The following is a 19,104-nucleotide window of genomic DNA, read 5'->3' on the forward strand; positions in this document are numbered from 1 at the left end:
TACCGCATCACAGAAGGCGCCGAGGAAATACAAATGCGAAAAGTCGCCGCCTACCTCTTCGGGTATATGGGGCCGCGACGCGATATCTTGGGCAAGGTTTGATCCGTATCATGACCCGGTCGCCGCCGCGCACGCTTTACGACAAGATATGGGACGCCCACGCCGTCGCAGAGGATGATGGCGAGACCCTGCTCTATATCGACCTGCATCTGCTCCACGAAGTGACCTCGCCGCAGGCTTTTGCCGGGCTGGCCGCTGCGGGCCGGGCGGTGCGGCGGCCCGAGCGCGCGCTGGCGCTGTCCGACCATAATGTGCCGACGATCGATCAGGCGACCGGGCCGGCCGGGGTCGCCGACGCCGAGGCACGGGCGCAGCTACAGGCACTGGTGAACAACACGCGCCGTTTCGGGATCGAGAATTTCCCGATGGGCGATCCGCGCGGTGGCATCGTCCATGTCGTCGGGCCCGAACAAGGGCGGTCGCAGCCGGGGATGACGATCGTCTGCGGCGACAGCCATACCTCGACCCACGGCGCCTTCGGCGCGCTCGCCTTCGGGATCGGCACGTCGGAGGTCGAGCATGTGCTGGCGACGCAGACGATCCGCCAGCGCCGGTCGCGCAACATGCGCGTGACCGTCGACGGGGTGCTGGCGCCGCACGTCCACGCGAAGGATCTTGCGCTGCACCTGCTCGGCCTGGTCGGGGTCGACGGCGCGGGGGGGCATGTGATCGAATATGCCGGCGCCGCGATCCGTGCGCTGTCGATGGAAGCACGGATGACGCTGTGCAACCTGAGTATCGAAATGGGCGCGCGTGCGGGGCTGATCGCGCCTGACGAAACAACCTTTGTTTATCTGGCGGGACGGCCCGCGGCGCCAAGCGGCGCGGAGTGGGGCGCCGCGGTGCTGCGCTGGTGTGCGCTGGCGAGCGATGACGGCGCTGCATTCGACCGCGAACTAAGTGTCGATGCGCGCGATGTCCGGCCGATGGTCAGCTGGGGTACGAATCCATCGCAGGTCGTTGCGATCGACGGGCGGGTTCCCGACCCGGCGGCGCTACGCAATGTCGAAGCGCGCGCCGCCGCCGAACGGGCGCTGGCCTATATGGACCTCGTCCCGGGCGCGATGATCGCGGGACAGCGGCTCGACCGGGTGTTCATCGGCAGCTGCACCAATAGCCGGATCGAAGATTTGCGCGTTGTCGCCGCTGTCGTGCACGGCCACCAGGTGGCGCCGCATGTCCGCGCGATGATCGTTCCGGGGTCGGGGCTGGTCAAACGGCAGGCAGAGGCCGAAGGGATCGACCGCATCTTGCGCAACGCCGGGTTCGACTGGCGCGAACCCGGCTGTTCGATGTGCGTCGGCATGAATGCCGACCGCCTGCAACCGGGCGAGCGCTGCGCCGCGACGTCGAACCGCAATTTCGAGAACCGGCAGGGCCGCGGCGGTCGCACGCATCTGATGAGCCCCGCGCTTGCCGCGGCGAGCGCGATTGCGGGGTGCATCGCGGCGCCTTGAATGTCTGGTCAGGTCGCCGCCTGCTCGAACCGGGCGATCGCGTCGACGTGTCGCAGCGTGCGACTGATATCGTCGAGCCCTTCCATCAGGATGTGGCGATCGTCGGCGTCGACGTCGAAATCGATCATTTTGCCCGAAACAAGGCGGATTTGTTGCGTTTCGAGGTCAACCTCGACCGGCGCATATTGGGCAAGGACGATGTCTTGGCGTAGCGCCTCGCAAAGCGCCTCGGGCAAGCGGATCAGCAGCAAGCCGTTCTTGCGCGCATTGCCCGAGAATATGTCGCCAAAGCTTGGCGCGATGACGCACCGGATGCCGAAATCGGTCAGCGCCCACACCGCATGTTCGCGCGACGATCCGCAACCGAAATTGCGGTCGGCGACCAGAATCTGCGCCTCGCGGCACGCGGCCTGATTGAGGATGAAGTCGGCGCGTTCGCGGCCCTCTCCGGTAAAGCGGAGCAACTGGAACAGATGCTTGCCGAGCCCGGTGCGGGTCAGCGCCTTCATATAGTTCGCGGGAATGATCATGTCGGTGTCGACATTGGCAAGCGGCAACGGCGCCGCGACCGCTTTCACCCGAACAAATTTCTGCAAGAAGTCCTCCATTAACTTAGTATACTAAGTAAATGCTCGCGACCCCGATGTCCAACGATATCGCGGGGTTGGAATGCGGCTCTGCAACCCCGATGGCGACGAAGGAGGTTGCCGGAGGAATCTTCGTGTCCTAAGGTTCACAATCACGCAGACGGGCGTTCAACGTCAGGGGGCGCGACAGGGGAGCAGGATTTTGGCCAAGAAAACGCAGGATTATCGGCATCCAGCCGAATATTACACCGATCCTGAAAACAGCATCGGTTATCTGGCGCGCGTCGTCTTCCGCTCCTTTTCGCGGCTGCTGGAACGCCGCACGCTGACACACGATGTGTCGGCGGGGCAATGGCGTTTTCTGCGCCAGTTGTGGCGCGAGGACGGCATCACCCAGCGCGAGTTGAGCGAACGCGTGGGCATGCGCGAGCCTACCACGGTCGTCGCGCTGAAGGGGTTGGAGAAGTCCGGGCTGATCACGCGCAAGAAGACGACCGACGACCGGCGCAAGACCTTCATCTACCTGACGCCGCATGCCAAGAAGCTCGAGTTGATCCTCGCGCCGATGAACGCCGAGATCCACGAGATTGCGACCAAGGGCCTGACCGATGAGGAGGTCGAGGTGCTTCAGGGGCTGATGCGCCGGGTGATCGACAATCTCGGCGATGAAACGCGCAAGCTGGCGGTGCTCTCCGACATCAAGGCCTGAGCTTGCAATTTGCCGATCCACGGGACAATAGGTTAGTATACTAATCATTCTGTCCGGGAGGGAAAATGACCAGCATTGCAGTGATCGTGGGAAGCACCCGCGAGGGATCGTATAACCGCGCCTTGGGTGAACTTGCCGCAGCGAGCCTCGAAGCGCAGGGGGCGAGCGTGACACGCGTCGATCTCGCCGCGTTCGACCTGCCGCTCTATTCCGCGGCGCTGGAGGCCGGCGCGTTTCCGCCTGATGCGCTGAAGCTCAAGGCGCTGTTCGTGGCGCAGGACGGGCTGCTGTTCGTGTCGCCCGAATATAACGGGTCGCTGCCGCCGCTGCTCAAAAATGCGATCGACTGGGCGTCACGGCCGACCGGCGACGAGAGCCTCGTCGCCCTGACCGCCTATCGCGGCAAGGCGGCGGCGATCATGGCGGCGTCGATCAGCCCGTTTGGCGGGCTGCGCGGGCTGATGCACTTGCGCCAGATCCTGTCGACGATCCAGATGCTGGTGATCCCCGAACAGGTGGTGGTGCCGGGCGCACACGCGGCTTTCGCTGACGATGGCAGTTTGAAAGAAGCGCTGCCCGCGTCGCTCGTCGAAATGACCACAAGCAGGCTGATCGAGGTCGCGAAGGCGCTCGCGGCCTAGGCCGAGGGGCGGCGGGGGGCGGGAGGGGCGCTCTGGATATTGCTCCCCCAGTCGGCCTCGAGCGCGGCGAGCAGCGCGTCGAATTTGTCCTGACCCAGTACCGCGGCGATCTGTGCGGTCAGCGCGTCCATCGAGCGCTGCGCATCCTTACGCATGCGCGCGCCGAGATCGGTCAGCGACACGATCATGTGACGGCGATCGCCGGGATCGACTTCGAGCTGGACGATCCCCAGCTTCACCATCTGGTTGATCGTGCTGTGGATCGCCTGCCGCGACACGCCGAGGTTGCGGGCGATGTCCGACGGGCGCACGATGCCGCTGACGATATTGGTCATCACCATCGATTGCGGGCGATTGACGTCGGGCCAGCCATGGTCGTGGAGCCGCGCCTGCAGCCCTTCGTCGAGCCAGCAAAAGCGTTGGAAAAGGGCGATGATAAGCTGGTTTGTGCGCATATACGCTACGATAGGCCCCCGTTGTCGGCGGAGTGCCGACGCCGTCACGCTAGAAGAGCGATGCGGTCGAAGCAAGGTAGAGCGCCGTTGCAAAGATGAAATGCTTAGTATACTATCTATTATGGCAAGACGCAGGGAGAGAAGCGCCGCATGGACGGGTTGATGCAGAATGTACCGCTGACGGTCGACCGGATCATCGACCATGCCGCGAACTGGCACGGTGGCCGCGAAATCGTCTCGCGCGATGCCGATGGTCATATCACCCGGTCGACCTACGCCGATATCCATGCCGATGCGAAGCGCGTGTCGAACGCGCTGGCGGCCGAAGGGGTCACGCCCGGCGACCGCGTTGCGACGATGGGCTGGAACAGTGCGCGGCATCTCGCGGCCTGGTATGGCGCGGCAGGGATGGGGGCGGTGCTCCACACGCTCAATCCGCGGCTCTTTCTCGAACAGATCGCCTACATTGCGAACCATGCCGGCGACCGGTTGCTGATCGCAGATCCTGCCACAGCGGCCCTCGTCGAAGAGCTGTTGCCGCAGGTGCCGTCGATCGAGAAGGTGATCTTCTTCTGCGACGCCAAATCGATGCCCGAAACCAGCTTTGCCGCGACTGCCTTCGACGAGTGGATTGCGGGACAGCCAGCCGAATATGCTTGGGGCGGGTTCGACGAGAATGTGGCGTGCGGGCTTTGCTATACGAGCGGGACGACGGGCAATCCGAAGGGTGTGCTCTATTCGCACCGGTCGAACTATATTCATGCGCTGATGACCTTGCAGCGCGACGCGCTGGCGCTATCGGCGCGCGATACGGTGCTGCTCGTCGTGCCGATGTACCATGCCAATGCGTGGGGGGTGGTCTATTCGGCGCCTGCGGTCGGCGCCAAGCTCGTGCTGCCGGGTCAGCGGATGGACGGTGAATCCATCTATAATCTGATCGAGCAGGAAGGCGTGACCTATTCAGCCGCGGTACCAACGGTGTGGCAGATGTTGCTGCAATATATGCAGGAAAATGGAAAGCGATTCACGACGCTGGGGCGTGTGACGATCGGAGGGTCGGCATGTCCTGAATCGATTATCCGCACCTTCCGCGACGATTATGGCGTCGATGTCATTCAGGGCTGGGGGATGACCGAAACCTCGCCGCTCGGCACGGTCTCGGTGCCCAATGCGTCGGTCGCGTCGAAGACCGACGACGCGCAAATGGCCTACAAGCTCAAACAGGGCCGTCTGCTATGCGGGTTGGAGATGAAGTTGGTCGACGATGCGGGCAACCGCCTGCCGCACGATGGCAAGACCCCGGGACGGCTGATGGTCAGGGGGCCGACGATCGCGGGGGCCTATTATGGCGGAGAAGGCGGCGATGTCCTCGACGACGAGGGCTTTTTCGACACCGGCGATGTCAGCACGATTGACGGCGAAGGCTATATGCAGATCACCGACCGCGCCAAGGATGTTGTGAAATCTGGCGGCGAGTGGATCAGTTCGATCGAGATCGAGAATATCGCGATGGGACATGACGCCGTCGCCAACGCCGCGGTCGTCGGGATCGCGCATCCAAAATGGGATGAGCGCCCGATCCTGCTGTGCGAACTCAAAGATGGTGCGAAGGCCTGCGCCGACGATCTCAAGACCTTTCTCGACGGCAAGATCGCGAAATGGTGGATGCCCGACGATGTATTGTTCGTTGACGAAATTCCGCTCGGGCCGACGGGTAAGATCGACAAGAAAGCAATCCGTGCGGGGCTGGAGGGGTATCAATTGCCCTTCGAAGTCGCCCGCTGATATCAACGAAAACAGGAGAGACGATGATGGACCCGAACGGGATCGAAGGATTGGATGCGCAATTTGTCGGGCTGGTCTCGCCGACCGCGCCGCGCATTCAGGCGGGCGGGCACCCGTGCCAGGGCATTTACTGGACGCAAAGTGGCAAGCGGCCGAAGGTCGCGATCATCGCGACGCATTATAACGTCGATTTTTCCGAACATTATATCGCGCCCTATTTTGCACGGCAGGGTTTTGGTTTCCTCGGCTGGAACACGCGCTATCGCGGCGTCGAGGACCAGTTCTTGCTCGAACATGCGGTGCTCGACATCGGCGTCGGGATGAAGTGGCTGAAGGAAGAAGCCGGTGTCGAGCAGATCGTCATTCTCGGCAATTCGGGCGGCGGTTCGTTGATGGGCGCCTATCAGGCCGAAGCGATCGCGCCGACGCTGACCGACCGGCTGCCGTCCGCCGGACAGGATGCACTTGCGTCGCTGATCAAGGGCGACCTCTATATCAGCTTCAACGCGCATCAGGGGCGACCCGAAGTGCTGACCGACTGGATGGACGCGTCGGTAATCGACGAGAATGATCCGACCCTGACCGATCCCGAACTCGACCCGTTCAATCCCGCCAATGGCCCACCCTATTCGGACGCGTTCATCGCAAAATATCGCGCTGCGCAGCGGGCGCGCAACCAGCGCATCACCGACTGGGCGAAAGCTGAGTTGAAGCGGCTCAACGACGCGGGCATTCCCGACCGCATCTTCCCGATGTTCCGGTGCTGGGGCGATATTCGCTGCGTCGATCCCGCGATCGATCCGTCGGATCGCAAGCCCAACTGGTGCTATCGCGGCGACCCCGCGATCGCCAACCGTACGCCCAGCATCGGGCGCGCGAATTCGATCAAGACCTGGCTCAACATGTGGAGCCTCGAAACCTCGCCGTGCCAGGGGCAGCCGCATCTGGCGAAGCATGACACCCCTGCATTGGTGGTGCAGGGCCTCGCCGATACCGGCGTTTTCCCGAGTGATGCGCGCAAGATTTTCGATTTTCTTGGCAGCACTGACAAGAAGCTCGAACTGATCCCCGGCGCGCATTATTTCGAGGATTCGATCGAGGAACGCCAGACCGCTGCTGATCTGGTCGGAAGCTGGATTCAGGAGAAGCTGTAAGTGGAGCAGGGCGACGCCGATATCATCGCGGAATTGCGCGGCGCGGGCCTGATCGGCGCGCGCGACGTTGCCCTTGAGCCGCTGACCGGCGGCGTATCGTGCGACGTGTGGAAGGTCGAGACGTCGACCGGCCCGATCGTCGTCAAGCGGCCGCTGGCGCAATTGCGCGTCGCGGCCGAATGGCTGGCGCCTGTCGAGCGCGGGACCAGCGAAGTACGCTGGCTTCGTCGCGCGCGCGGCGTCGACGCGCGGATCGCACCCGAAGTGTTGGCCGAACTGCCTACCGGGCATGCCTTTGCCATGCGGTTCCTGCCCGATTGTCCGGTCTGGAAGGACGAATTGGTCGCGGGGCGCGTCGATGCGGATTTTGCGGCTGCGGTCGGGCGCGGGATCGCTGCGGTGCACGCGGCGACGGCGAACAATGATGCTGATCGGGCGGCTTTTCCGAACGACGAAATGTTCGCCGCGCTGCGCGTCGATCCCTTCCTGCTCTATGTCGCTGAACATGATGCCGGGCTGGCACCCGCGCTGCGCACGCTCGCGGCCGATCTCACAGCGCGCAAGATCGCACTCGTCCACGGCGACGTAAGCCCCAAGAATATCCTCGTCAGCGCGGACGGCCCGGTGTTTCTCGATGCCGAATGCGCCGTCTATGGCGATCCGGCGTTCGATCTCGCCTTTTGCACCACGCATCTGCTGTTGAAGGCCGTGTGGCTGAATGACGCGCGGTTGAATGACGCCGCGGCGGCGCTGGTCGATACCTATCGCGCAGGGATTGATTGGGAAGACCCGGCCGGGTTGCTGTTCCGCGCGGGCCACCTCACCGCCGCGCTCTTGCTCGCGCGCGTCGAGGGCAAGTCGCCGGCACCCTATCTGACCGATGTCGACCATAAAAACATCGTGCGCGAACAGGCGCGCGCGCTGATCCTTGCGCCGTCACCTCTCGACGCGCTCGTCACCAACTGGAAAAGGACTCTCGCATGACTTCGCGTATCGCCTCCGTCACCGGCCGCCAGATCTGGGATTCGCGCGGGCGCCCTACCGTCGAGGCCGAGGTCGTCCTGGAATCGGGCGCGGTGGGACGCGCTATCGCGCCCGCAGGTGCGTCGCGCGGTGCGCATGAAGCGATCGATCTGCGTGATGGTGGCGCGGCGTTCGGCGGCTTTGGTGTCAATGGCGCGGTCGCCGGGATCGGCGTCGAAATCGCTCCCGCGCTGACGGGTATGGATGCGCGCGATCAGGCCGCGGTCGATGCCGCGCTGTGCGCGCTCGACGGCACGCCGAACAAGGCGCGGCTGGGCGCGAATGCGGTTGTTGCGGTGTCGATGGCGGTGCTGCATGCCGCCGCGGCCGATGCGCGCGAGCCGCTGTGGCGTTATCTGGCGGGAAGCGCCAAGGTACGGATCCCGCTTCCCGAGATTCAGATTTTCGGGGGCGGCGCGCATGCTGGACGGCGCACCGATGTACAGGATTTCATGATCATGTGCCCGAAGGCGGGCAGCTTCCGCCATGCGCTCGAGATCACCGACGATGTCTATCGCGCCGCGGGCAAGCTGATGGAAGCGAAGGGGCCTCTGTCGGGGGTCGCGGACGAAGGTGGCTGGTGGCCGAATTTCACGTCGAACGAGGATGCGCTCGACACGCTGACGCGCGCGATCGAGGCGAGCGGACATCGTGCGGGCGACGAGGTTTTCATCTCGCTCGATATCGCCGCGAACGAACTCGGCGATGCCGACGGTTATAATCTCGCGCTCGACGACCGGCGTCTCCCCGCCGAGGAAATGGCGGCGCGCATCATCGAATGGACGAAGGCCTATCCGATCCTGTCGGTCGAAGACCCCGCCGGTCAGGACGACTGGACGACGATGGCGGCGGTGACCGCGGCGGTCGGCGACAAGGTACAGATCATCGGCGACGACGTTCTCGTCACAAATGCGACAAGGGTCGCGCGCGCAGGCGATGCGGCGGTCTGCAATGCGGCGCTGATCAAGGTCAATCAGGTCGGCACGGTGACCGAAGCAAAGGCGGCACTCGACGCCGCGGTCGCGCGTGGCTGGGGGGCGATTGTTTCGGCGCGCTCGGGCGAAAGCGAAGATGTCACCATCGCACATCTGGCGACGGGCTGGAATGCGGGGCAGCTCAAGGTCGGCAGCTTTACCCGGTCCGAGCGCATGGCGAAGTGGAACGAAATGCTGCGGATCGAAGAAGCGATGGGCGGGGATGCCGTGTTCGCCGGCTTCTCGGCCTTCGCCGGGTCGATCGGGGCTGTGCCGGCATGATCGTCCTCCACGCGCGCCCCAGTCCGGGCTTCCGTGAGGCGGTCGACCGGATTTTCGGTCCCGGCGTTGTGACGCATGTCGACGAGGCGTTGACGCTCGACGAGGTCGCGGGCGAGATCACCGCACTGCTCCATGTGCTCACCCCGGTCACCGGCGATTTCATCGCGTCCGCGCCCAAGCTCAAGCTGATCCAGAAGCTCGGTGTCGGGGTGAACACGATCGCGCTCGACGCAGCCCGCGATCATCGCGTCGCCGTCTGCAATATGCCGGGCACGAACAGCCAGGCGGTCGCCGAAATGGCGTTGTCGCTGACGATGGCTGTGCTGCGCCGAACCTGCTTTTTCGATGCGCGGACGCGGGAAGGCGAGGGGTGGACGGCCGATCCGTCGGAACTCGACAGCGTTGGCGAAATAGCGGGCCGGACGGTGGGGCTGGTCGGGTTCGGCAATTCGGCGCAGCGGCTCGCGCCCGTGCTCGACGCGCTGGGAGCGAAAGTCGTCTACGCTGCACGCAGCCAGCGTGACGTGCGCTATGAGCATTGGCCGCTCGATCGGCTTATCGCCGAGGCTGATATCGTTTCATTGCATATCCCGCTCACCGACGAGACGCGCGCGTCGATCGATCCGCTCGCGATGAAGAAGGGCGCGGTGCTGGTGAATACGGCGCGCGGCGAACTCGTCGACGAGGCGCGGCTCGTCGAGGCGCTGGCGAAGGGGCATCTGCTCGGTGCGGGGCTCGATGTGTTCGGTGAGGAGCCTTTGCCGCGTGGCAACCCGCTGCTTGGCCTGCCGAACGCGGTGCTTGCGCCGCATATCGCCTGGCTGACGCCCGAAACGCTTGTGCGTAGCCTTTCCGTCGCACACGAAAACTGTCGTCGTCTCGCCGCGAGCGAGGCACTACTCCATCAGGTGGTCTGAATGTCGTATCCTATTATTCTGATAACCGGTCAACTTTTGACCGATGCGGTATGGCAGCCCTTGCTCGATACGTGGGCCGATCGTGAAGTCATCATTGCCGACAATCGCAGCGACGACACGATCGAGGGATTCGCGCAGCGCTTGCTCGACAATACGCCGCCGACGTTCGTGCTGGTCGGCCATGCGATGGGAGGCTTTGTTGCCTTCGAAGTGATGCGCCGTGCGCCCGATCGTGTCGCGAAGCTCGCGCTCATCTCGACGCTCGCCTCGGCTGATGGCCCGGCGCAGACCGCGCGGCGGCAGGGCTATATCGATCTCGTCGAAAGCGGGCGGTTCGATCAGGTGGTTGAGGAGCGTATTCCGATCCTGTTTCCCGAAGAAAAGCGCGACGATGCACGGTTGCTCGGCATCGCGCGACAAATGGCCGCCGACACCGGCGCCGAGACCTTCCTCGCGCAACAGCGCGCGATCATGGCGCGGATCGACAGCCGGCCGCGGCTCGGCGAGATCGTGGTCCCGACGCTGCTGATCTGGGGCGAGAAGGACGGCATTACCAGCCGCGCGCATCACGACGAGATTGCGGATGCGGTCCCCGGGGCGCGGCTGGAAGTCGTGCCGGGTGTCGGCCATCTGCCGACGGTCGAGGCACCCGAGGTGTTGGCGCCGTTGTTGACGGATTTCCTGGACGCATAATTCTTGTGTTCCCCGGCTTTCGCCGGGGAACCCCTCTGTCAGTTCTATTTCAACTCCGCGCGCACCAATGCTGCGCCGTCAACCATCGCCTTCAGCTTCGCCTGCGAATGCTCACGGCTGTGATATTTCATGCCGCAGTCGGGCGCGATCCAGAGGCGTTCGGCATCGATATAGCGCAGCGCCTCGCGGATGCGACTCGCGACAACCTCGGGGGTTTCGACTTCGGGGATCGACAGGTCGAGCACGCCGTACATGATCGTCTTCGTTGGCAGTTCGGCGAGGATCGCGGGGTCGAGCCCCGGCTGCGCCGCCTCGATCGAGATCACGTCGATCGCCGACGCTTCGAGCTCGGCGAGGAAATCATAGGCTTTCGGCTTTGGCTTGGTCGAACCCGCACCATGATGCACCATGGCATAACCGAAACAGATGTGGAGCGCGGTCGTGCCCTCGACGCCGTCGAGCGCGCGGTTGATCGCCTCGATTGCATAATATTCCGCCTCATCGGCGCGCGCCTGCAGATAGGGTTCGTCAAGCTGGACGACATCGACCCCGGCAGCAAACAGATCCTTGACCTCGGCGTTGACCGCATCGGCATAATCCATCGCCAGCGACTTTGCGTCGGGATACCAGCCATTTTCGGCCTGTTGCGTCATGGTGAAGGGGCCGGGTAGCGTGAGTTTCACTGGCCGCGACGAATGACGGCGCAGGAAGGCGGCATCCTGCGCCTCGATCGGCGCAACGCGGCGGATCGGGCCCGATACGAGCGGCACCGGATTAGACTTGCCGGTGCGGTCGACCGCGCTGCCATGCTTTTCGGTATCGATCCCCGACAGCGCGGTGGCGAGCCGATTCGAATAGCTTTCGCGGCGCATCTCGCCATCGCCGACGATGTCGATGCCAAGCTCTTCCTGATCGCGGATCGCCATCAACGTCGCGGCTTCCTGCGCGTCGGCAAGCCAGGGTTCGGGGACGCGCCACAGCGTCTCCGCCCGCACGCGTGGGGGCAAGCTGGCCTTCAACCGCTCGCGGTCGATCAGCCAGTCAGGCTGGGGGTAGCTTCCGACAATGGTTGTCGGCAGGATGGGGTGGTCGAACAAGGCCTTTCCTCTCGATTTTTGGGCTGGTCAAACATTTGCTTAGTATTCTATCTAATTCAAGTCGAAACGACGATTGGGAGAGTGAAATGATCGATCTGGAGGCCATCCGGACGCTGGCGGATATTCCGGCAGCGCAGGCGCGCGTGCGGGGGCAGGCGACCGCAGTGAAATTCGGCGGACGCGAGACGAGCTTTGCCGAACTCGATGCGTGGTCGAACCGCGTCGCGAATGCGATGATTGCGGCGGGGATCGTGCCGGGCGACCGCGTCTCGGCGCTGACCAAGAACCATGATCGCTGGTATCCGCTCTTCTTCGGCACTGCGCGCGCACGCACCTGTTTTGCGCCGATCAACTGTCGTCTCGCCCCGGCTGAGATCGGCTTCATCCTCGGCGACGCCGGGCCGAAGATGCTGTTCGTCGGTGAGGATTTCTTCGACTGCGCGCTTGCCGCAATCGCCGACCTTGCATTGCCGCCGCGCCTCATCGCGCTTTATGGCGAGCATCCCGCGTTCGAACCGTTCGACGCGTGGCTGGGCGAGGCGTCCGACCTGCCCCCCGCGGACACGCCGAAGCTCACTGACGATGTGCTCCAACTCTATACAAGCGGTACGACCGGCCTGCCCAAGGGGGTCGTGCTCACCAACGCCAACTACCGCACCTTCCTCGAAGCTGCGACCGAGGTCGATGGCTTCGCTTATGGCGAGGACGAGACGGTGATGATTGTCATGCCGCTGTTCCATGTTGCGGGGACGAACGTCAGCTTCTCGGGGCTGGCGCAGGGCGGGCGGCTGGTCCTCGTCAAGGACTTCACCGCGGTCGACGCCATCCGCATGATGCGCGAAGAGAATGTCGCGCACGCCTTCCTTGCACCGGCGATGATCCAGATGATGCTGCTTCAGCCGGCGGCGAACGAGGGGACTTATCCCGCGCTCAAGTCGATCGCTTATGGCGCGTCGCCCATTGCCGAGGACGTGCTCCGCCGCGCGCGCGCGACCTTCGGCTGCGATTTCGTGCAATTCTACGGCATGACCGAATCTGCCGGCGGCGGGTCCTATCTGTCGCCGGGCGCGCATGATTTACCGGGCAAGCTGACCTCGTGCGGCAAACCCTGGCCGGGCGCCGATATGGCGATCCTCGATGGTGAGGGCCGCGCGCTTGGCGACGGCGAGATCGGCGAGATCGCGATCCGCGGCGGCATCGTGATGAAGGAATATTGGAGCCGCGCGGCCGCGACCGAAGAGGCGCTGGCCGGTGGTTGGCTGCACACCGGCGACGTCGGATATCGCGATGCCGACGGCTTTTATTATGTCCACGACCGTATCAAGGACATGATCGTGTCGGGCGGCGAGAACGTCTATCCGGCCGAAGTCGAGAGCGCAATTATGGGCTGCCCCGGCATCGCCGATGTCGCAGTGATCGGCGTCCCCGATGACCGGTGGGGTGAGAGCGTGAAGGCGCTGGTCGTCCCCGCGGCGGGCGCGACGCTCGACCCCGCGGATATCATCGCCTGGGCGCGCGAGCGGATCGCGGCATACAAGATTCCCAAGAGCATCGAGTTCATCGAAGTGCTGCCGCGCAATCCGTCGGGCAAGGTGTTGCGCCGCGAATTGCGCCAGCCCTATTGGGAAGGCCGGGACCGCGCGGTGGGGTAATCGGGAAGAGGCAGCTGCATCGCCAGATCCTGCGTGTGAGCCGCTGGAGACGATACCAAGGCCGGCAACCGCCATTTCAGTCGCTCTCAAATCTCAAAGAAGAACCCGCGCAAAAAGAACCCGGCCGAGGCCGGGTTCAGGAGGAGTTCCCAGTGGTACCGTTGGGAATGTCTATTCGGCGGGCACCGCCGTGCGGCCGGTGATGAAGCCTTCGCGCTTGGTGCCGTCGGCCTGGACCGGATCGTGCGCGACGTCGCTTTCGTCGAATACTTTCGTCCATGCCGCAAATTCGAGGCAAACGCCGTCGGGGTCGAAGAAATAGACCGAGCGGACATAGACGTCGTCGTTCATCTCGGGCGACGATTGGGTCGGCGAATTATCGTGGTTCAGGATCGGCGTAACTTCGACCCCCTTGTCGACCAGCCGCTGGTAATATTCGTCGAATTTTTCGGCGCGGACGTTGATCGCGATGTGGTTCATCGACCCGTGCGCCGACATGAAATTGCCCCGCGTCGGGAGCGCCTCGGGCGCCGAGATGCCGGGTACCGCTTCGGGCGCGTTCGGAAACCAGAAGAAGGCGAGGCTGTCGCCGTTGCCGATGTCGAAGAAGAAATGCTGGCCGCGCCCGCCCGGCAGGTCGAGTGTCTTGACCAGCGGCATTCCAAGGGTGTCGCGGTAGAATTCGACCGTCCGCGCCATATCCTTGCAAACGAGTGCGAGGTGATTGACCCCGCAAAATTCGAATTCGCTATTCGTTGCAGCCATGATCCGTCTCCTTATCGTTCAGTTCGAGTTGGCGCTGGGGCGGCTTTTTATCCGCTCGTACCAGCGCACGACATTGGTGAATTCAGGGTCGATCGGCTGACCAACCGAGACCCCGAAATCGAGAAATGCAAACAGCATCAAGTCCGCTAGCGACAGCGTGTCGCCCGCGATAAAGTGGCGACCCGCGATCAGCGGATCGAGCCAGCGGATTCCGTCTTGCGCAATGGCTTTCAGTCCCGCTGCCGCGTCGGGAAGGCAGCGCATGCGCGTCTCGAACAAGGGCAAGCCCTCGGCGTAACGAAAGCCATTGGTCAGCGGCTCGCAAATCTTGATGTCGACGCGGCGCGTCCACATTCGGGTGTTTGCGCGTTCTTCGGCGGTGGTGCCGATCAGCGCGGGCTCGGGGAAGCGTTCATCGAGATATTCACAGATCGCCGTGACCTCGGTCAGCATCGAACCGTCGTCGAGTTCGAGTGCGGGGGTCTGACCGGCGGGGTTCACGTCGACGTTATAGGGCGCACGCCGGTTTTCGCCGCCGCGCAGGTCGATGGTGACCTCGGGGATCTCGATACCCTTTTCGGCCATGAAAAGCTTCACGAGGCGCGGGTTGGGGCCGACACTATTATAGAATTTCATTTGATCCTCTCCGCACTCTTCTATCGGCTTCTGCGTAATTGTCAACTAAGTTGACGGTTTTGAGGTCGCGCTCTGGGGGCCGGTCATTCGGCCCGCACTCACCCTCGAGCAGGGCGCGGCGCGCTGAGGAAGTCGGCGGCGTCGAAACCTTCGGGTGCCGCGACCTCGACGATGGGATCCTCGCGCGCGTCAAATTCCATACGCAGCGCGCGGGTGATCACCGCGTGCATATCATAGAGGCAGGTGATGTAGGTGAATTCGAAAATCTGCTCGTCGTCCCAGAAGGTCTTGAGCTTGTCGAACACTTCGATCGGCACGCGCCCGCCGGCCTGCGCGAGACAATCGGCATAGGCGAGCACAGTCCGTTCCTGCTCATCGTAGCAGTCGGCAACCTGCCAATAGGCGATGCCTGCGATCTTCTCCTCGCTGACGCCGAGACCGCGGAGCGACTTGCAATGCTGCGAAAAGACGAACTGGCTGCCCTTGACCCAGCCCGCGCGCGTCTGCCCAAGTTCGCGCAGCACCGGGTCGATCTTGCGCGCCGGATGGCGATAGACGGCAAAGCCGTCGACGGCGTGCTTGAAGATGTCGGGGGCGAGCGCGAAGACCGTCCACCAATCGCCCGGCGTACCGGTCGCGGTGCCTGGTTCGGCAACGGGATCGCGCTCGCCGAACAGGCGGTTGTAATAAGCGGTAACGGTCTCGTCGGTGACTTCCGACCGGGGAACCTGGCGAAGAACGGGCATATCTGACTCCTCAGGCGTTCGCATATTTGCGGAATTCGGCAACGTGCGCGCTGTCGAAATATTCGTCGAGCCGCGTGATCTTGCCATTCTCGACCTTGCAGATGATTGCGCAGGGCAGGCGGACTTCGCCGTCGTCGTGGACGCGCTTGCCCTTCAGGACATGCTGCTGGACGAAGCCGCTGGGAAAGGCGGTCAGCCGGCGGTCGGCATATTCGCGCTCCTTGATGCGCGCGACCATACCGGTCAGCGTCTGCGCAGTCTGCGCGGGGGTGACGATCAGTTCGTCGGTGTTGTGCCAGATCTCGGCATCGGGCGTGAAGCTGTCTTGCATCGTCTCGATATCGCCGGCTTCGATCGCGTCGAAAAAGCGCTGCGCCAATTCGCGGATGACATTTTCCTCGGCCATGTCTCTCTCCTAAACCTTGGCGCCGAACATGCGGCCGCCGTTGGCGGCGACCAGCCCGTCGATATCGTCGCCCTTATAATCCGGATCGGCCGACGGGCCGAACGATGCCAGCATGTCGGCGGTGACGAGTTCGGCCATCGCTTTCCATTCGGGGTGCGTGAAAATCCAGTATTCACCCTCCTCGATCGCCGCGACGACGCGCGCGCCAACCTTGTCGGGCGACATGCCGCCTGCGAGCACGCCCTGCATCGCCTGGCTCGTCGCGGCGGCCTTGCCGACTTCGACCTCGACCGGGCGCAGGTCGCGCGTCGTCTCGACAATCCGCGTCGCCGACATGCCGGGCATCAGCACCGAAATATCGACGCAGGTTTCGGCCAGCTCGTTGCGCAGCGCCATCGCGATGCCCAGCGTGGCATATTTGGAGCTGATGTAAGCGACCGAGATCGGCGGCGGCACGATCGCGACCATCGACGATGTGAAGACAAGATGGCCCGGTTCGCCGCTTGCCTTCATGTCGCCAAGGAAAGTCCGGCAGGCATAGAGGTGCGCGTGCGCGTTGACGGCGTAGTTCCAGCGCCACACTTCGGTGTCATATTGCTCGAACGGCCCTGATCCGCCTCCGACCCCGGCGTTGCTGAACAATATGCGGACAGGGCCGAATTCGCGCGTCGCCTCGCCCGCGGCGGCCCAGCCATCCTCGCTTGTAACGTCGAGCTGCAGGCCAAGCACTTTTGCGCCGTTGCTGCGCAAGGTAGCGGCTGCTTGTTCAACGCCGTCTGCATCGATGTCGGCAAGGATCACCGACGCGCCCCTTGCCGCGAGCGCGCGGGCGGTCGCGAAGCCGAGGCCACTGGCGCCGCCGGTGACGAAGGCGGTTTTGCCAGCGACATCGGTCATTCGGCGAAATCCTTCTCGAGGTGACGCGTCATCGCATATTGCGCGATGCCCGCAGCCGTGGCGAAGGGCATCAGTGCCATCAGCGCCCAGCGCAGGCTGTCGACGCCATATTCGGGCTTCAGCGCATCGCTGACGATCCCGGCGAATAACGGGCCGAGGCCGAGGCCGACAATGTTGAACATCAGCATCAGCACCGCGGCGGCGGTCGCGCGCGAGCGGGGTGGAGTCAGGTTCTGAACAAGCGCCAGCGCCGGCGCGACATAGGCGGTGCACGCGGCCATCGGGACAAGCATCAGTGCGAGTGAAAGCTGCCAGCTATCGACAAGCAACGCGGCGATGAAGGTCGGGATCAGCACCGCGGTCGCGAGTGCCGGGATGGTGCCATAGGCGCGCGCAGAGGTTTTCGCACGGCGGCTGACCAGCCAGCCGCCGCCGAGAATGCCGATGCCGAAGGTGATACCCGCGGCAGGCGCGAACCAGGTCGCCATCGCCTCCAGCGGCATCTTCTGCGTGCGCATCAGGAAGGCGGGGATCCAGTTGAGCATGCCGTAGCTGACGAAGGCGGCAAGCCCGCTGCCGATCATTACCATGCGCAGCGATGGCCGACGGATGAACATGGCAAGGCTCTGGCTGAAGGGGACGGCCTCGTCGGCGGGTTTGTGCGTGTCCATCTGCCCGCGCGCGGGCTCGCGGACCAGCCAGATGAGTAGCGGGGCGACCACTATGCCGACGATCCCGATCACGACAAAGGCATTGCGCCAGCCGATATTCGCGGCCGCCCATGCCCCGAACGCTGCGCCAACGAACACGCCAAAGGGACCGTTGAGCGTGAAGATACCGATCGCCAGCGGGCGCTGTGCGGGCGGGTAATAGTCGGCTATAACCGACAGCGACGGGGCGGTACCGCCCGCTTCGCCCGCGCCGACGCCAAAGCGCATCAGCGCGAGCTGCCAGAAATTCGATGCAAAGCCGCAAGCGGCGGTGAAACCGCTCCACACGACGCACGCGATGCCGATCAGCTTGATGCGGTTCCAGCGATCGGCGATCATCGCGACGGGAACGCCCATCGCCGCATAGAAAAGCGCGAAGGCGAGGCCTGTGAGCAGCCCGAACTGAGTGTCGCTAAACTCCATCTCGGCGCGGATCGGTTCGACAAGCACGGACAGAAGCTGGCGATCGACGAAGTTGATCGTGCCGACCACAAACAGCATGGCGAGTGCGACGTTGCGGCGCAGCCCGAGGCTGCTGTCCGACGGTGCGGCACCTCCATTGAGGGCGGTGGCGTCTGTCATAACTCTCCCCAAAAACGCACGAGTCTTCTCGGTCGAAAAATACTTAGGTATTTAAGTTTATCTGTCAACGTGCTTTACGGTAATGGCAAAATCGCCGGGAGAGAAGAGATGGATATCCACGGCAAAAGGGCCATCGTAACGGGTTCGGCGGGCGGCATCGGCCGTGCGACCGCGGTGATGCTTGCGACGCGCGGTGCGGCGGAGGTCGCGCTGGTCGACGTGAATGCGGCGGGGCTCTCAGAGACCGAACGACTGGTGGAAGCTGCAGGCGCGCGGGCGAGTGTCCACAAGCTCGACCTATCCGACATCGCTGCCACCGAGGCGTGGTTCCGCGCGCATGGCGATGTCGATATCCTGCACAACAATGCCGGCGTCGTGTCGGGTCTGCCGCAATTCCCCGACATCGATGCGGCGCGTATTCGCTGGATCATCGACGTCAATATCACTTCGCTCGTCGCCGCGACGCAGATCGCGGTGCAGGCGATGCGGCAGCGCGGTGGCGGGGTGATCATCAACACCGTGTCGACGGTCGCGCTCGGCACCGGTTTCTACGATGCCATGTATGCCACGACAAAGGCCGCGGTGATGATGTTCACCCGCTGCTGCGCGCCGCTCAAGGATGAATGCAATGTCCGCGTCGCGGGGATGTTGCCGGGCCTGGTCGATACGCCGATCCTCGATACGACAGGCGCGGGCGGCAAGTCCGAATGGATGAAGAGCGTGCTCGCAAATCACGAGGCCTGCGTTCCCGGGGATATTGCGGAAGGCGTTACCATGCTGATCGAAGACGACAGCCTCGCGGGGGGTGACTGGGTCGCGGTGCGGCGGCTGGGCGGCAAGGTCGAATATCAGTGGGGGCATGCCGACACGGTATAA

General features: G+C 63.7%; 20 protein-coding genes. 11 read left to right on the forward strand and 9 right to left on the reverse strand.

What is annotated here, in order from left to right; genetic code table 11:
• Positions 1–110 precede the first annotated feature (110 nt).
• Positions 111–1,517, forward strand: a complete 1,407-nt coding sequence (gene leuC / locus AC07NV_RS17455; RefSeq protein ID WP_495167662.1) for a 3-isopropylmalate dehydratase large subunit — start codon at positions 111–113, stop codon at positions 1,515–1,517.
• An 8-nt stretch (positions 1,518–1,525) separates the two neighbouring features.
• Here leuC and leuD read toward each other — a convergent pair whose 3' ends face one another.
• A complete protein-coding gene (leuD, locus tag AC07NV_RS17460; protein ID WP_495167663.1) occupies positions 1,526–2,113 on the reverse strand; it encodes a 3-isopropylmalate dehydratase small subunit in 588 nt (195 codons plus the stop codon).
• 193 nt (positions 2,114–2,306) lie between these two features.
• On the opposite strand from leuD, the gene AC07NV_RS17465 reads away from it, so the two are divergent.
• Together AC07NV_RS17465 and AC07NV_RS17470 are read left to right on the forward strand one after the other, a co-directional pair.
• Entirely contained in the window at positions 2,307–2,813 is a 507-nt protein-coding gene (locus tag AC07NV_RS17465; RefSeq protein WP_495167664.1) for a MarR family winged helix-turn-helix transcriptional regulator, read from the forward strand.
• A 65-nt stretch (positions 2,814–2,878) separates the two neighbouring features.
• Positions 2,879–3,454, forward strand: coding sequence for an NADPH-dependent FMN reductase (locus tag AC07NV_RS17470; protein ID WP_495167665.1), 576 nt, complete (start codon positions 2,879–2,881; stop codon positions 3,452–3,454).
• Here AC07NV_RS17470 and AC07NV_RS17475 read toward each other — a convergent pair.
• Positions 3,451–3,909, reverse strand: a complete 459-nt coding sequence (locus tag AC07NV_RS17475; RefSeq protein WP_495167666.1) for a MarR family winged helix-turn-helix transcriptional regulator — start codon at positions 3,907–3,909, stop codon at positions 3,451–3,453. The two genes, AC07NV_RS17470 and AC07NV_RS17475, sit on opposite strands and share 4 nt — an antisense overlap.
• 150 nt (positions 3,910–4,059) lie before the next feature.
• On the opposite strand from AC07NV_RS17475, the gene AC07NV_RS17480 reads away from it, so the two are divergent.
• Genes AC07NV_RS17480 through AC07NV_RS17505 form a run of 6 tightly spaced genes read left to right on the forward strand, consistent with a single transcriptional unit; the run spans position 4,060 to position 10,737 of the window.
• Entirely contained in the window at positions 4,060–5,694 is a 1,635-nt protein-coding gene (locus tag AC07NV_RS17480) for a long-chain-fatty-acid--CoA ligase (RefSeq protein ID WP_495167667.1), read from the forward strand.
• A 23-nt stretch (positions 5,695–5,717) separates the two neighbouring features.
• Positions 5,718–6,848: an alpha/beta hydrolase gene (locus tag AC07NV_RS17485; RefSeq protein ID WP_495167668.1), complete on the forward strand. Its 1,131-nt coding sequence runs from the start codon at positions 5,718–5,720 to the stop codon at positions 6,846–6,848.
• Positions 6,849–7,832, forward strand: a complete 984-nt coding sequence (locus AC07NV_RS17490; protein WP_495167669.1) for a phosphotransferase family protein — start codon at positions 6,849–6,851, stop codon at positions 7,830–7,832.
• Positions 7,829–9,127 carry a phosphopyruvate hydratase gene (eno, locus tag AC07NV_RS17495; protein WP_495167670.1) on the forward strand — a complete coding sequence of 433 codons (1,299 nt, stop codon included), beginning with the start codon at positions 7,829–7,831 and terminating at the stop codon, positions 9,125–9,127. The genes AC07NV_RS17490 and eno overlap by 4 nt, the downstream gene beginning before the upstream one ends.
• Complete coding sequence (locus tag AC07NV_RS17500) at positions 9,124–10,044, forward strand: NAD(P)-dependent oxidoreductase (RefSeq protein WP_495167671.1); 921 nt, start codon at positions 9,124–9,126, stop codon at positions 10,042–10,044. Before eno ends, AC07NV_RS17500 begins: the two co-directional genes overlap by 4 nt.
• Before the next feature lie 36 nt (positions 10,045–10,080).
• Complete coding sequence (locus AC07NV_RS17505) at positions 10,081–10,737, forward strand: alpha/beta fold hydrolase (protein WP_495167672.1); 657 nt, start codon at positions 10,081–10,083, stop codon at positions 10,735–10,737.
• A gap of 44 nt (positions 10,738–10,781) precedes the next feature.
• On the opposite strand, the gene AC07NV_RS17510 is transcribed toward AC07NV_RS17505, so the two are convergent.
• Positions 10,782–11,834 (reverse strand): uroporphyrinogen decarboxylase family protein, encoded by a 1,053-nt coding sequence (locus AC07NV_RS17510; RefSeq protein ID WP_495167673.1) that lies wholly within the window; start codon positions 11,832–11,834, stop codon positions 10,782–10,784.
• An 86-nt stretch (positions 11,835–11,920) separates the two neighbouring features.
• Between AC07NV_RS17510 and AC07NV_RS17515 the strand changes: the two genes are divergently transcribed.
• A complete protein-coding gene (locus tag AC07NV_RS17515) occupies positions 11,921–13,486 on the forward strand; it encodes a long-chain-fatty-acid--CoA ligase (protein ID WP_495167674.1) in 1,566 nt (521 codons plus the stop codon).
• Between the two features lie 171 nt (positions 13,487–13,657).
• Here the strand turns inward: AC07NV_RS17515 and AC07NV_RS17520 are convergent, their stop codons facing one another.
• The 6 genes from AC07NV_RS17520 to AC07NV_RS17545 form a co-directional block, all read right to left on the reverse strand.
• Positions 13,658–14,251, reverse strand: a complete 594-nt coding sequence (locus tag AC07NV_RS17520) for a VOC family protein (protein ID WP_495167675.1) — start codon at positions 14,249–14,251, stop codon at positions 13,658–13,660.
• Between the two features lie 18 nt (positions 14,252–14,269).
• Complete coding sequence (locus AC07NV_RS17525; RefSeq protein ID WP_495167676.1) at positions 14,270–14,887, reverse strand: glutathione S-transferase family protein; 618 nt, start codon at positions 14,885–14,887, stop codon at positions 14,270–14,272.
• A 98-nt stretch (positions 14,888–14,985) separates the two neighbouring features.
• A complete protein-coding gene (locus AC07NV_RS17530; protein WP_495167677.1) occupies positions 14,986–15,633 on the reverse strand; it encodes a carboxymuconolactone decarboxylase family protein in 648 nt (215 codons plus the stop codon).
• A 10-nt stretch (positions 15,634–15,643) separates the two neighbouring features.
• The gene (locus AC07NV_RS17535; RefSeq protein WP_495167678.1) at positions 15,644–16,039 is read right to left on the reverse strand and encodes a nuclear transport factor 2 family protein; all 396 of its coding nucleotides are present in this window, start codon (positions 16,037–16,039) and stop codon (positions 15,644–15,646) included.
• Positions 16,040–16,048: 9 nt separating this feature from the next.
• Positions 16,049–16,936, reverse strand: a complete 888-nt coding sequence (locus AC07NV_RS17540) for an SDR family NAD(P)-dependent oxidoreductase (protein WP_495167679.1) — start codon at positions 16,934–16,936, stop codon at positions 16,049–16,051.
• Positions 16,933–18,228 (reverse strand): spinster family MFS transporter, encoded by a 1,296-nt coding sequence (locus AC07NV_RS17545; RefSeq protein ID WP_495167680.1) that lies wholly within the window; start codon positions 18,226–18,228, stop codon positions 16,933–16,935. The genes AC07NV_RS17540 and AC07NV_RS17545 overlap by 4 nt, the downstream gene beginning before the upstream one ends.
• A 108-nt stretch (positions 18,229–18,336) precedes the next feature.
• Here AC07NV_RS17545 and AC07NV_RS17550 point away from each other — a divergent pair, with 108 nt between their 5' ends.
• On the forward strand, positions 18,337–19,104 hold the full coding sequence (locus AC07NV_RS17550) for an SDR family NAD(P)-dependent oxidoreductase (RefSeq protein WP_495167681.1): 768 nt from the start codon (positions 18,337–18,339) through the stop codon (positions 19,102–19,104).

This window comes from Sphingopyxis sp. GW821-FHT10B01 (genome assembly GCF_059415685.1).

Coding starts and splice junctions, on each gene's coding strand:
- leuC (WP_495167662.1), top strand. CDS start 111: ATGACCCGGTCGCCGCCGCGCACGCTTTACGACAAGATATGGGACGCC.
- AC07NV_RS17470 (WP_495167665.1), top strand. CDS start 2,879: ATGACCAGCATTGCAGTGATCGTGGGAAGCACCCGCGAGGGATCGTAT.
- AC07NV_RS17475 (WP_495167666.1), bottom strand. CDS start 3,909: ATGCGCACAAACCAGCTTATCATCGCCCTTTTCCAACGCTTTTGCTGG.
- AC07NV_RS17480 (WP_495167667.1), top strand. CDS start 4,060: ATGGACGGGTTGATGCAGAATGTACCGCTGACGGTCGACCGGATCATC.
- AC07NV_RS17485 (WP_495167668.1), top strand. CDS start 5,718: ATGATGGACCCGAACGGGATCGAAGGATTGGATGCGCAATTTGTCGGG.
- eno (WP_495167670.1), top strand. CDS start 7,829: ATGACTTCGCGTATCGCCTCCGTCACCGGCCGCCAGATCTGGGATTCG.
- AC07NV_RS17500 (WP_495167671.1), top strand. CDS start 9,124: ATGATCGTCCTCCACGCGCGCCCCAGTCCGGGCTTCCGTGAGGCGGTC.
- AC07NV_RS17515 (WP_495167674.1), top strand. CDS start 11,921: ATGATCGATCTGGAGGCCATCCGGACGCTGGCGGATATTCCGGCAGCG.
- AC07NV_RS17520 (WP_495167675.1), bottom strand. CDS start 14,251: ATGGCTGCAACGAATAGCGAATTCGAATTTTGCGGGGTCAATCACCTC.
- AC07NV_RS17525 (WP_495167676.1), bottom strand. CDS start 14,887: ATGAAATTCTATAATAGTGTCGGCCCCAACCCGCGCCTCGTGAAGCTT.
- AC07NV_RS17530 (WP_495167677.1), bottom strand. CDS start 15,633: ATGCCCGTTCTTCGCCAGGTTCCCCGGTCGGAAGTCACCGACGAGACC.
- AC07NV_RS17535 (WP_495167678.1), bottom strand. CDS start 16,039: ATGGCCGAGGAAAATGTCATCCGCGAATTGGCGCAGCGCTTTTTCGAC.
- AC07NV_RS17540 (WP_495167679.1), bottom strand. CDS start 16,936: ATGACCGATGTCGCTGGCAAAACCGCCTTCGTCACCGGCGGCGCCAGT.
- AC07NV_RS17545 (WP_495167680.1), bottom strand. CDS start 18,228: ATGACAGACGCCACCGCCCTCAATGGAGGTGCCGCACCGTCGGACAGC.
- AC07NV_RS17550 (WP_495167681.1), top strand. CDS start 18,337: ATGGATATCCACGGCAAAAGGGCCATCGTAACGGGTTCGGCGGGCGGC.